At 39.2% G+C, this 12,601-nt stretch carries 13 protein-coding genes; 6 read left to right on the forward strand and 7 right to left on the reverse strand.

From position 1 onward, the window contains the following. Positions 1–20: 20 nt before the first annotated feature. Both V7K98_RS25810 and V7K98_RS25815 read right to left on the reverse strand, forming a co-directional pair. A complete protein-coding gene (locus V7K98_RS25810; protein ID WP_335027120.1) occupies positions 21–425 on the reverse strand; it encodes a ribosomal maturation YjgA family protein in 405 nt (134 codons plus the stop codon). Positions 426–439: 14 nt separating this feature from the next. Next, positions 440–1,177, reverse strand: coding sequence for a hypothetical protein (locus tag V7K98_RS25815; protein ID WP_335027122.1), 738 nt, complete (start codon positions 1,175–1,177; stop codon positions 440–442). 221 nt (positions 1,178–1,398) lie between these two features. On the opposite strand from V7K98_RS25815, the gene hemE reads away from it, so the two are divergent. Then, positions 1,399–2,460: a uroporphyrinogen decarboxylase gene (gene hemE / locus V7K98_RS25820; protein WP_335027124.1), complete on the forward strand. Its 1,062-nt coding sequence runs from the start codon at positions 1,399–1,401 to the stop codon at positions 2,458–2,460. Between the two features lie 162 nt (positions 2,461–2,622). Then, on the forward strand, positions 2,623–3,591 hold the full coding sequence (locus tag V7K98_RS25825) for an NAD-dependent epimerase/dehydratase family protein (protein ID WP_335027126.1): 969 nt from the start codon (positions 2,623–2,625) through the stop codon (positions 3,589–3,591). Positions 3,592–3,671: 80 nt separating this feature from the next. Here V7K98_RS25825 and V7K98_RS25830 read toward each other — a convergent pair whose 3' ends face one another. After that, a complete protein-coding gene (locus V7K98_RS25830; protein ID WP_335027128.1) occupies positions 3,672–3,917 on the reverse strand; it encodes a helix-turn-helix transcriptional regulator in 246 nt (81 codons plus the stop codon). Between the two features lie 80 nt (positions 3,918–3,997). Between V7K98_RS25830 and V7K98_RS25835 the strand changes: the two genes are divergently transcribed. Continuing rightward, on the forward strand, positions 3,998–4,777 hold the full coding sequence (locus V7K98_RS25835; protein WP_335027130.1) for a DNA methyltransferase: 780 nt from the start codon (positions 3,998–4,000) through the stop codon (positions 4,775–4,777). On the opposite strand, the gene V7K98_RS25840 is transcribed toward V7K98_RS25835, so the two are convergent. Continuing rightward, positions 4,761–5,417 carry a hypothetical protein gene (locus V7K98_RS25840; protein ID WP_335027132.1) on the reverse strand — a complete coding sequence of 219 codons (657 nt, stop codon included), beginning with the start codon at positions 5,415–5,417 and terminating at the stop codon, positions 4,761–4,763. The two genes, V7K98_RS25835 and V7K98_RS25840, sit on opposite strands and share 17 nt — an antisense overlap. A 121-nt stretch (positions 5,418–5,538) precedes the next feature. Here V7K98_RS25840 and V7K98_RS25845 point away from each other — a divergent pair, with 121 nt between their 5' ends. Continuing rightward, the gene (locus V7K98_RS25845; RefSeq protein WP_335027134.1) at positions 5,539–7,137 is read left to right on the forward strand and encodes a B12-binding domain-containing radical SAM protein; all 1,599 of its coding nucleotides are present in this window, start codon (positions 5,539–5,541) and stop codon (positions 7,135–7,137) included. 156 nt (positions 7,138–7,293) lie between these two features. Here V7K98_RS25845 and V7K98_RS25850 read toward each other — a convergent pair whose 3' ends face one another. Then, positions 7,294–8,562, reverse strand: a complete 1,269-nt coding sequence (locus V7K98_RS25850) for a tetratricopeptide repeat protein (protein WP_335027136.1) — start codon at positions 8,560–8,562, stop codon at positions 7,294–7,296. Between the two features lie 400 nt (positions 8,563–8,962). After that, positions 8,963–9,631: a 2OG-Fe dioxygenase family protein gene (locus tag V7K98_RS25855; protein ID WP_335027138.1), complete on the reverse strand. Its 669-nt coding sequence runs from the start codon at positions 9,629–9,631 to the stop codon at positions 8,963–8,965. Between the two features lie 240 nt (positions 9,632–9,871). Between V7K98_RS25855 and sfsA the strand changes: the two genes are divergently transcribed. Further along, positions 9,872–10,597, forward strand: a complete 726-nt coding sequence (gene sfsA / locus V7K98_RS25860; RefSeq protein WP_335027140.1) for a DNA/RNA nuclease SfsA — start codon at positions 9,872–9,874, stop codon at positions 10,595–10,597. A 150-nt stretch (positions 10,598–10,747) separates the two neighbouring features. Here the strand turns inward: sfsA and V7K98_RS25865 are convergent, their stop codons facing one another. Further along, entirely contained in the window at positions 10,748–11,149 is a 402-nt protein-coding gene (locus tag V7K98_RS25865; protein WP_094341130.1) for a fasciclin domain-containing protein, read from the reverse strand. Positions 11,150–11,782: 633 nt separating this feature from the next. Here V7K98_RS25865 and V7K98_RS25870 point away from each other — a divergent pair. Then, the gene (locus V7K98_RS25870; protein ID WP_335027142.1) at positions 11,783–12,193 is read left to right on the forward strand and encodes a 2TM domain-containing protein; all 411 of its coding nucleotides are present in this window, start codon (positions 11,783–11,785) and stop codon (positions 12,191–12,193) included. The last annotated feature ends 408 nt before the right edge of the window (positions 12,194–12,601 follow it).

Here is a 12,601-nt window from a genome sequence, read left to right on the forward strand (position 1 = left end):
AAAATCGTAATCAGACTAAATTATTTTAGCTTTCCTCCCCGAACTATCAGCCGCAACCACAGCCATCCTAATCCACTCCCAATAAAATAATAGGGGAAATCTGTCCAAGTGAAGACAGTACCAATTAACATTTTTCCCCACCAAAAGGAACGTACCCAATTTAGAAATGGTGGATGCCACAATTGCATAAACTCCAACAAGCAAGTAATTACCAATACCCATAAAGGGATTTGCCAAACTGCTCGGCGAGTGGTCATAAATAGAAAGGCAAACAAGCACCAAAATATTTCATAAAAAATCCCTCCTACCTCTTGGTTCAACCACCAAGTAGAATAGCGATAGTGGCTGTATAAAAGTCCAATAGGGAGAACAATAGCCAGTGAAAGAATGGAACGCCAGCGAATGTTTGTAAGTATTGGTAACATGACAAATTATTTGGTTATCCAGTAATTCCAGTTTTGCGATGTAAATTTCTTTTCAATGTACATAAACCGATTGCTGGTATAGCTCCCAGAATCACTGCTGTTAGCCCTTGTCCACTCCAATATAATATGGCAGTCCGGTAGGTTTCTGGAATCAAATTTTGCACAATAAAAAGTAACCAAACCAAAATAGTAATCAAGAAGAAAGAGATTGAGGGTAAGAAATTCCACCACCAAATATCTGCTGTATATCGCCTCAATACCAGCCACTGGCAAATACCTAGCCAAATACCAGAAATTATATATGCGATCGCAGATAAAAATTCCAAAATAAAAGTTTCTTCAGGCGATGATAAAGCAAGGGTTGAAATGTAGTTAATCCAGGCTGTAGAAACGCCGTTAGCAATCAGCCAACCAACACTAGTTGCAAATAGCCATTGCAAACCAGGTAAATATCGGTAAAGCACAAGGCTCTGGTCAGCAGCAAAAATCACAGCAAATATAACATTACTGAGACTTCTGACCAAAATGCTCAATGTTTGTGATTGGATAGCAACGCTAGATGAAAAACTTTGGAGAATAATTTTCTCTAAGGCGATACTGGCAACGCCACCCACAACCCATCCAATGAGGGTCATTAAGGTAAACTGAATAAAGAACATCTGTCGCTGCGATCGCGGAATCAAAAACTTTACTAGGTTAGGCTCGTTATTAACAGATGCAACACCATCGGGACTGTTAGAGTCAGTTTGCATAGGAAATTAAGGGAGTAGAGAGTGGAGACAACACAAAAGAGTGACGAAATTCTTTTATATTCCACTTTCTTTGTTAATTCTTGTTTTATCCCATTTCCGACCCGATTTCCCTTTGCTGTAAAGCGACTAGCGCTTTTGAGGTAAGCCTGCTGAAAAAGCGTAATCCCGGAATGATAAGCTAAACAGTGGCATAAAAATTGTGACTTAGGATGAAGTGATAAATGGGTGTTTCTTCAACAACTCCTCGTCTCTTACGGGCTGCTCGCGGTGAAGTAGTAGATCGTCCCCCTGTATGGATGATGCGACAAGCGGGACGATATATGAAAGCATATCGAGACTTAAGAGAAAAGTATCCTTCGTTTCGCGATCGCTCGGAAATTCCAGATGTAGCAATTGAAGTTTCCTTGCAACCGTGGAAAGCTTTCCAACCAGATGGAGTAATTTTATTTTCTGATATTGTCACCCCATTACCTGGTTTGGGTATTGACATGGATATCGCCGAAGGTAAAGGGCCAATCATTCACTCGCCCCTCCGCACTAAAGAACAAATCGATCGTCTGCATCCTTTAGAACCAGAAGCTGCTTTACCATTTATCAAGACAATTTTGCAGTCGTTGCGTTCTGAAGTAGGCGATAAATCTACGGTGTTAGGTTTTGTGGGTGCGCCGTGGACGTTAGCAGCTTATGCGGTGGAAGGAAAAGGTTCTAAAACCTATTCCATCATCAAAAACATGGCATTCTCAGACCCGACGATATTGCATCAACTGTTATCTAAATTAGCAGATGCGATCGCCATCTATGCCCGTTATCAAATTGACTCTGGCGCTCAAGTTGTGCAAATGTTCGATTCTTGGGCGGGTCAATTGAGTCCTCAAGATTATGACACCTTTGCTCTACCTTATCAAAAGCGAGTTTTCCAGCAAGTCAAGGAAACCCACCCCGATACACCTTTAATTTTGCTAGTTAGTGGTAGTGCGGGTGTGTTGGAAAGAATGGCACAATCTGGCGCTGATATAGTCAGTGTAGACTGGGCTGTGGATATGGCAGATGCACGAGCCAGATTAGGTAAACAAGTCAAAGTTCAAGGAAATCTTGACCCAGGCGTGTTATTCGGCTCTAAACAGTTTATCCGCGATCGCATTCTCGATACAGTTCGCAAAGCTGGTAATTGGGGTCACATTCTCAATCTCGGTCATGGTGTCCTACCAGAAACTCCCGAAGAAAATGTTGCTTTCTTCTTTGAAACTGCAAAGGAACTGAATCTTGCAGGAGTTAAGAATTAGGAGTCATACAATTTTAGATTTTAGATTTTAGATTTTAGATTTTTACTTAAATCCAAAATCCAAAATTCAAAATCTAAAATTTCCAGAGTAGCTCCTGATTCGGAACTTTTAACTTTATTCTTAATTCTTTAGTTTTAACTCCTAACGTTTTATAAATTCTCTATGAGCCAGAAACGGATTTTAGTGACTGGTGCAAGTGGTTGTGTAGGTCATTATTTAACAGAAGCCTTAATTAAGGAAACAGATCACGAACTGTATCTATTAGTTAGGAACCCAAGCAAATTGCAAGTTGATATCAAAGCCCGTTCAGGTATTAACGTTTTGCAAGGCGATATGCAAAATATTCGCCAGTTTGCCGATTTGCTATCCACAATTGATACGGCGGTACTCACAGCCACAGCTTGGGGTGGTGATAATACATTTGATATTAACGTCGTCAAGACTATAGAGTTGCTGGAACTGCTAGATCCAGAACGTTGCCAGCAGGTGATTTATTTTTCGACAGCTAGCGTTTTGGATCGCGACAATCAACCATTAAAAGAAGCTGGGGAAATTGGGACAGATTACATCCGTTCTAAATATGAGTGCTTACATAAAAAAGAACAATTAGCGATCGCACCCAAAATTACCACAGTTTTTCCCACTGTAGTATTGGGCGGTGATGCCAATAAACCTTATTCTGCTGTCACATCTGGTATTACAGAAGTGACAAAATATATTAATATAATTCGCTTTTTAGAAGCAGATGGCAGTTTTCACTTTATCCACGCACGAGATATTGCCACTGTAGTGCAATATTTAATCCATCGTCCTCCCGAAAAGGATCAACCACGTCGGCTGGTTTTAGGTCAAGCACCATTAACTGCTAATCAAGCAGTGAAACAAGTTTGTGCTTATCTGGGCAAAAAGATTTACTTTCGCATTCCTATATCCATACCATTGGCTAATTTGATTATTGTTCTGTTCCGCATTCAGATGGCGGCTTGGGATAGGTTTTGCATGAACTATCGGCATTTCACTTATGAAAAATTCATTAATCCCGATAGTTTCGGCTTGCCAAATTATTGTGCAACTATGAGTGATGTTTTAAAAATTAGTGGGGTTGAGGCTAGCTCTGACAAATTGCAATAATTATCGTAGCCTTTTCGAGTATAACTTTAAAAAGTTCTTCTAGATACTTAATAATTACCTGGGAGTATTGAATCTACAGCTTAGTTCTCTTTTGCTTCAATTTGAATAATGTCTTCTAAGCTTGCAGGATAACCATGAGAATGAAGGCTGCTAAGAATTTTTTCTAATACCTCCAAGCTTGGGCGACGTGTACCATTTGCTATGGCGTAAACCGTTTGGGGGCTTACTCCATTAACCCACTTGCCCAAGACGTAAGAAGTAATTCCAACAGAATCCAAATATTGTTTTAACGTAATCGTAATTTTTATAGTTTTTTTTTCCTGCACTGCTGGATACCTTGACTTTATACTCTACCTGAAGTAGAGTATTGAATATAAATAAACTAAGTGTTTTAAAGAAATCCCTAATGGAGCAGTTACCATTATCAAAACAAAAACCTTGCCGTGTCCAGGGTGGTGAGGCAACGACAGATGTCATTGTATCCTCTTACATTACTGGGAATGCGGAAGTTTTTGCAAACATAATGAAATTACATGTTCCGAAAAATTCTATTGTTGCTGATGTTACTTATGGCAAAGGTGTTTTTTGGCAACAGGTTCCAGTAAATCAGTATCGGATACTTTTTTCAGATATTGATGCGAAAGTACAGATTGACCCCATTCATGAAGTTCAAGTTAAGACACAAATAGACAGTAGAATGCTTCCATTTCAAGATAATTCTCTTGATTGTATGGTATTTGATCCACCTTATATGGAAGGTCTATTTCGCTCCTCAGTTAGACAATTAGCAGGGTCAGGAACACACTCAGCTTTTAGAGATCATTACTCTAATGGTAAAGCCATAGAAAATGCAGATGACCAACCAAAGTGGCATGATGCTGTTGTAGATTTGTACCTTAAAACTGGTCTAGAAGCATATAGAGTAATGAAACCTAAAGGTATTTTTATAGTTAAGTGCCAGGACGAAGTAAGTGCTAACAAACAGCGATTAACCCATGTAGAGATTATTACAGCCTATGAATCTTTAGGCTTTTACACAAAAGATTTGTTTGTAGTAATGCGAGCCAACCAACCTGGTGTTAGCAGACTAAAAACTCAAGTACATGCAAGGAAAAATCATTCTTACTTCTTAGTCTTTCAGAAAATGAAAACTCGTATTTCTAATGTAGTTACTCTTCGGCAATAAAAGGTAACTTACCTTGTTCTTCAACAATAACAACTTCTTTAGGCTCATTGCTTTGCTCTTCTATTATTTTGTCTAAAAGACTAAATATGTTATCTGTAAATATACCTTTAGGAGGCCATGTAACTTTAACTGTTGTTGCTAACAAATATTGCCGTTGTGCTTCTGTGTATTTTCTCCAGTTAGTTCGAGGTAAGTCTTTGTTTTTAGCGAAAACAAAATGCCACTTATCCTCGAATGTAAAACAATTTACTGCTAATATATCAAACTCGCCTACAACAAGATTAGTTGTCTCAAGCTTTGATCCATCTGGCAATGTTACTGTTCTGCGATCGCTAGCATCAACTTGTGATACTCCTTCAAAAGTTCCATCATTTAAAACTTTATTACGAGCAGTTTGAAGAGATTTAGCTTCAATTTTAAACTCATGACTTTTATATGTGATGCGGAGGTCGCCCTTTTTCTTTCGGTCATGATCATCGTCTTTAACCAAGCTTGCTATAGTCCCAGCACTTTTAAGGATATTACGCAGCTTAATTTCAGCTACATAGCCAAATACCATTCCGCGTAAGCTACCATTTTCAAGAATTGCTTGACTAAGCTCGTCAACCGTAATACTCCAACGTTCTAAAATATTATACATACATATAGCTTTTCAAAAATTTAAACTTATGTGTATTAAAATAACCTTTTTAATAAAAAGTCAATAGCTCTTTATTTTCGTTAGAGTGGGATAACAATCAAAGTGTGAGGATTGATACTACATGCGAATCCTGTTAGTGTATCCAATATTTCCCAAAACCTTTTGGTCTTATGAAAAAATCTTAGAATTAGTCGATCGCAAAGTTTTATTACCACCTCTGGGTTTAGTAACAGTGGCGGCGATTCTGCCTCAAGAATGGGAATTCAAGCTGGTCGATCGCAACATTCGTGCAGCAACAGAGGAAGAGTGGGCATGGGCAGATGTAGTAATCCTCTCCGCGATGATTGTTCAGAAGCAAGATTTACTTGACCAAATCCAGGAAGCAAAAAAACGTGGCAAGTTAGTCGCAGTTGGCGGCCCCTACCCAACCTCTGTACCTCATGAAGTTGAAAATGTTGGCGCAGATTTTCTGATTCTGGATGAAGGGGAAATCACTCTGCCCATGTTTATTGAGGCAATTCAACGGGGAGATACATCTGGAACCTTCCGCGCCACCGAAAAACCGGATGTCACAGGCACACCAATACCCCGCTTTGATTTACTAGAATTGGATGCTTATGACATGATGTCGGTGCAGTTTTCGCGTGGGTGTCCCTTCCAGTGCGAATTTTGCGACATTATTGTTCTCTACGGGCGCAAACCACGCACCAAAGCCCCAGCACAACTGTTAGCAGAGTTAGATTGCCTCTATGAGTTGGGTTGGCGGCGGGGTGTGTTCATGGTGGATGATAACTTTATTGGCAACAAGCGAAATGTGAAATTGTTGCTGAAAGAATTAAAAGTCTGGATGGCAGAACACAAGTATCCCTTCCGGTTTGACACTGAAGCTTCCATTGACTTAGCCCAAGACGCAGAAATGTTGGAGTTGATGGTTGAGTCTGGTTTCTCGGCGGTGTTTTTGGGAATCGAAACGCCGGATGAAGATAGTTTGCAAATGACCAAGAAGTTTCAAAATACTCGCAGTTCCCTAACTGAGGCAGTAGAAACCATCACCAAAGCCGGATTGCGCCCAATGGCTGGTTTTATTATCGGCTTTGATGGCGAAAAAACTGGTGCAGGCGATCGCATTGTCCGCTTTGCAGAACAAGCAGCTATTCCTTCAACTACCTTTGCCATGTTGCAAGCGTTACCTAACACTGCACTTTGGCATCGCCTGAAAAAGGAAGGACGACTACGGGAAAATCAAGATGGCAACATCAACCAGACAACATTGATGAACTTCCTTCCCACTCGTCCCCTAGAAGAACTTGCTAGAGAATATGTTGAAGCGTTTTGTACTTTATACGACCCAGTAAATTACTTGGATCGTACCTATCGCTGTTTCTTGATGATGGGTTTGCCAAGTTGGAAAGCACCAGCAAAAATGCCAGAGTGGATTGTTGTAAAAGCACTACTAATTGTGATTTGGCGACAAGGAATTAAACGGGAAACCCGTTGGAAGTTCTGGCATCATTTGTTTAGCATTCTCAAGCATAATCCTGGAGTTATTGAACATTACATCTCTGCTTGTGCCCACAACGAGCATTTTCTAGAATATCGCCAAATTGTGCGCGATCAAATTGAAAGTCAGGTAGCGGAATATTTAGCACAAGGGGCAGAACAGCCTTATGTGCTAGTCAAGGCAAAAGTAGAAGAAAAAGCTGAAGCGGTAGTTAGTTAAGTGTTTTGACGATAGAAATCGACAAGCGATCGCTCGCATCTTCACCCGTATAAACAAGTATACGGGTGAATTTACATATATGCTTAGTGGCATTTATGAATAAAAGCAGTTCTTGGAGAGGCAAATTTTCCCCTGCCCCCTGCCTCTTCATCTATTCTATCTCCCGCGATCGCGTTCTAAATCATCAATCACTTTTTGCAAATACCACTCGTCTGACATTCCAGGATGATAATCCTGTTTCTGCTGAATCAATCTTTCGGCAATTTCCCAATATCCCCCAACCATTCCTAAAAGTCGTTGATGTAGCTGGTTATATTTTTGCTTTTTGGATTGGGGACTAAATTTTTGGATTTTTTCTAAACTACTTAAGACTTGTTGATAATTTACCCAGTCTTCTTGTTCACAAAAAATACTCGCCGCCCGTTGATAATCTTCCACGGCGTTTTGAATTTCTTCTAAACAAGTATGGGCAATGCCGCGATTGTAGTAAGCTTGAGCATCATTAGGGTTTATTTGCAGTGCTTGGGTGTAATCTTGAATTGCACCGAGATAGTTGCCCGTTGTCCGATAGGCATTACCTCTGGCAATATAGACTAGGGGATCTTGTGGTTGCATCTGGAGTGCTTGGTTAAGATCCGCGATCGCACCTTGATGATCTCCCAATATAGAACGGGCTTTACCTCGGTTGCGGTAGACAATGGCATCTTGAAAATTTAGTCGCAATGCTTGATTAAAATCTGCGATCGCTTCTCGATAATTTCCCATCTTACAACGCACAACCCCACGACAGCAGTAAGCTTGGGCATCTTGCGAATCGGCTTTCAATACCCAGTTTAAATCTGCTAGTGCCTCTTGGGTATCTCCCTTTTCAGCTTTTTCTAATAATTGCGTGAAATAATCATTTGTGGATAAAATTGGCACATTGGTAGAACGCGATTGCTGCACAACAGGTAATTCTTGGGGTTGTAGCTGTTTAATTAGTTCCAGACACAGACGACAGTTTTCTTTATCCTGTTGTCCTAGATATAATTGTGCAGCCTTTTTAAAATTAGCGATCGCATCTTGAATATAACCCTGTTTGCGCCGCACCATCCCTCGTAGATTATAAGCCGCAGCGTAATTCAGATTGAAACGAATAGCGCGTTCAACATCCTCCAGCGCCCCTGGTAAATTTTTCAACGCCACCCTAGCCAATCCACGACAATAATACGCCTCTACACTTTCAGGATTAAGTTTCAGAGCTTCGGTATAATCTGAAACAGCCTTGAGGATTGCTCCTGAGTCATAATATGCCAAACCCCTTTGCAAGTAAGCTTCGGTAAAGTAAGGTGTCAGTTGTAAAGCATGGTTAAACTCCTCAATTGCTCCGGCGTAGTCTTTTCGCCTAGCCTTTTCCAATCCTCTATTGTAGAATTCGTCATTCATAGCATTTCAGTTAGTTGAATTCCAGCAAGCTTGCTTCGTAGCCCAACCTATCCACTCACTCTTAATATTTTAATTATTCAGCATGGCTTTGCTTGATTTCGGATTTGCAATGAATTAAAACGAACACATCCCGGAAATTTTATCAGAGGGATTTACCCAATTGAAGATTTTACACCTCCAGATTGCAGATTTATTCACTGATATGGCAACTTTAGATAAACCACTATCAGCCCAGTTATTTCCAATTCCAAATAAAAAAGCTAGGGAAATGACTAAATTCAATTCCCCATATATTGTAGATTGTAAAATATTTACAGTTAACTATAGCAATTCTAAATCATTCGTGAAAAGATAGATCCCCGACTTCTTTGAGAAGTCGGGGATCTTCGATACCACAGAATTATTCTGAAAGTAAGCTAGGAGAAGTTAGTACAAAAATATCCCAACTTCCTTGAGCATCCGTTTCTGGTTTTATGGGATTAGCAAAGTGGAAAAACTCATGATCGTTAACTAATAAAAGTTCCCCCGGATTTAGAACTTTGCTAAACACAGGTTTTTCTTTTTTAGCAGTATAGAGATGTGTTTCTCCACCTTTAATATTATCTCTATCTACAGAAAATATACCAATAAAATCAGTACCATCTTGATGGATGCCTTCAGGCGCTGGATTACTAAAATTATCTGGCGAACAACTAATTCTAATTTGATGAACTCCGATTTCCGCTTCAGGATGAAGTTTACAGGAATCACTAAATGCTAAGACAATATTTCTAAAAATATCAAGTTCTATGAGTGCATCATCTAATTCTGCAAACTCTCTTTTTATGTCACCAACTAATGGATTATACTCTTTACTTTGAAAGAAGTAGCCATGAGGTAATTTGATTAACTGATTTTCAGAAACTGTGAACCGAGATAATCTTCTGGAACGATAATTGCCTTTGATATAAGGGTCAATAGGCATATTACTAAAAAATGGCTTGAAACCTTCTAGATTGATTGAATTTACTTTTCTTAGAGTAAAGAGAAAAGCATATTCTAATTCTGTTGCTGTCCACACTTTTTGCATAGGATTTACCTCCTTGCACGTTTAAATTCTCCCGTATTTTTCATGGGAGGCTTATGAGACTCAGTATATGATACCTTTTATTACTATGTTGTCAATTTGACTACAAAAATTGACAATCTATGATATGTAAAGTTGCTTGATTTCTGTCACACGGTGGAGTATTTGCTGAAGAGATTTGCTGTTGAGAGTTAGGTGAGTAAGGAATCGACGTATATTTACTAGCAGCAACAAGGTTTTATAATGACAGATTGGCTTTACCGTTACCCACCTTTGTATCCGGGCATTTTACTCAAGCGTTACAAGCGGTTTTTTGCTGACGTTCAACTTACTTCTGGCGAAATAGTGACAGCACATTGTCCCAACACAGGGCCAATGACTGGAGTATCAACTCTCCAAAGTGCTGTACAGCTTTCTAAAAGTGATAATCTTAACCGCAAATTGGCTTACACTTTAGAACTAATTCAGGTACACGACAATGAGCCAACTTGGGTAGGTATAAATACTTTTTTGCCCAATCGGGTGGTAAAGCTAGCTTTGGCAAAATATCTTTTCCCAGAATTGGGCGAGTATAGCCAAATCAAGGGTGAGGTGGTTTATGGGCTAGATAAAAAAAGTCGAGTGGATTTTTTCTTGACGGGGAGTGATGAGGAACGCCCGATTTATTTAGAAGTGAAAAATACAACTTTGTCTGAGGGAAGATTAGCTTTATTTCCCGACACGGAAACTACAAGAGGACAAAAGCATCTGCGAGAACTAATGGCGTTGCTACCTCTAACTCGTGCGGTGATGCTTTACTTTATCAATCGCGGTGATTGTATTGAGTTCTCACCTGGCGATCGCACAGATCCTGTATATGGTAAATTATTGCGGGATGCGATCGCTCTCGGTTTAGAAGTCTTACCTTGCCGTTTTGACATTTCCCCTGAAGGTATCCGTTATTTAGGTTTGGCAAAACTAAAAATTTGATTACACCTCATTAAACAATAAATCCATCTAGACAATATCTAGATGGATTTGTTGTTAGTTGGTGTTTACTAAAAAACATTCAACCAGATTTTAATAACGACTATGGGTAGTCACCGCCCCAGAAATAGCATCCGCTATTCTGAAGTTTGATTATGCAGGAATCAAAACTGTGTCAATTACGTGGATGACACCGTTATCAGCAGCAACATCTGCTGTTGCAACTTTTGCGTCATTGATTTTTACGCCATTAGAAGCGTCAATTTTTACATCTGAACCTTCAACTGTTTTAGCTGTCTTCAGTTTAGCTACATCAGCAGCCAGTACTTTACCTGAGACAACATGATAGGTCAAGATTTTCTTCAGCTTGGGGATATCTTTCAGTAATGCATCTACTGTACCTGCTGGAAGCTTGTTAAATGCTTCATCAGTGGGTGCAAACACGGTGAATGGTCCATTGCCATTCAGTGTACCTTCCAGACCAGCTGCTTGGATTGCTGCAACTAGTGTCTTGAAAGAACCATTATTGGTAGCAGTGTCAATTATGTTAGCCATGTGCTTTACCTAGTTCTGTGTAACTTGTTACAAATCTAAACTATTTTTCCATAAAAGCTATCTATCGTTAGACGTATGTCAAATCATTTTCTTTATTGATATCATGAAAGTTTATATGTATTTTTATACCAACAGAGAATTACTTTATGAGCAAGGTTTATCGCTTGGTGTATTTTCAAGCATCATCGCTTTAGCATTTTCATCGCTCAATAAAGTCTCTAAGGAATAAGAATTAAATAACATACAGGTTTATGTCCCTCGCTTACCTCACCCTTCGGGAATTAAAAATTAAAAATGTAAAATTAAAAACTGGAAATTAATTTTTAATTTTTAATTATCAATTTTTAATTGAAGCGAAGCGACGGTGGTGGGTCTGAATCCCCCACTGATTTATTCTGACTACTGAATTCTTCTTCAATTAATCCACGTTCCTAACGTTATAAATAAAAGCAATATAGAGTATTGACAAATACAGTAGCTATAAATCAGTTATGAGAAAATAATCAGGTTGTGAATGTCACTAAGTATTGGGTGCAAAATGTGGAGACGTTTGCTAACTGAATTGAACGAAGCCTATAGAAAACTTCGTCAAATCAAAAGCGCATTTACACACAAACTTATAAGGTAATTAAAATGACTTACGATTCAGAAGATGTACAAAAAATCCTTGAAATAGCGCTCACTCGTAAACAAAAAGGAGAATTTTCACGAGAACAGCTTTTAGAAATGGCATCTGAGTTAGGCATTTCTTCTGATATTTTAGAAAAAACTGAAAAAAAGTGGTTATTTCAACAAGAAGAAGAACGATTGCGACACACATTTAATACTTTCCGACGCAGAGCTTTTTGGGGACATTTTGTTTCCTTCCTAGCAGTGAATTTATTCCTCATTCTCTTGAATTTAATCACTAGTCCTAGTTATTTTTGGGCTATTTTCCCAGCATTAGGATGGGGGTTAGGACTATTTTTTCATTGGTGGAGTGTTTATCAGAGTAAATCAGAGGATTACGAGATAGCATTTCAGAAATGGAGATCACAAATTTAACTAAAAGTCAAGTGAGATTGCGATAATTTGTTGTTGCGATCGCTTCACTACTCACTGTGACGGAATTTTGCCTACCTTTAATAAGGGGCAAAATCCCCTTGTTTTAGCTAATTGAGACTGATCTGCATAACTTACAGCGTATTGCAGGTAAATGAAGTACACGGGTAGGGGCACAACATGTTGTGCCCCTACGATGATCTTGTGTACCTCACCAAGAAGCCCAGTATATTCAGCCAGCCCTGTTGTCCAAACTTGCGCGTCCTTCCTTCTGGATAAAATTTTCCGTTAAATTCGGGGCATCCTGAAACTTGAGTAGTTCTATAATCACAGGCTGTAATCTCCGTGTTTACTAATTTGCCAAAATAGAGATGTAGGCTAGAAGAACTAGGCTTTTAACATAGCTTGATT

It is taken from the genome of Nostoc sp., assembly GCF_036917435.1.
Classification (GTDB): domain Bacteria; phylum Cyanobacteriota; class Cyanobacteriia; order Cyanobacteriales; family Nostocaceae; genus Nostoc.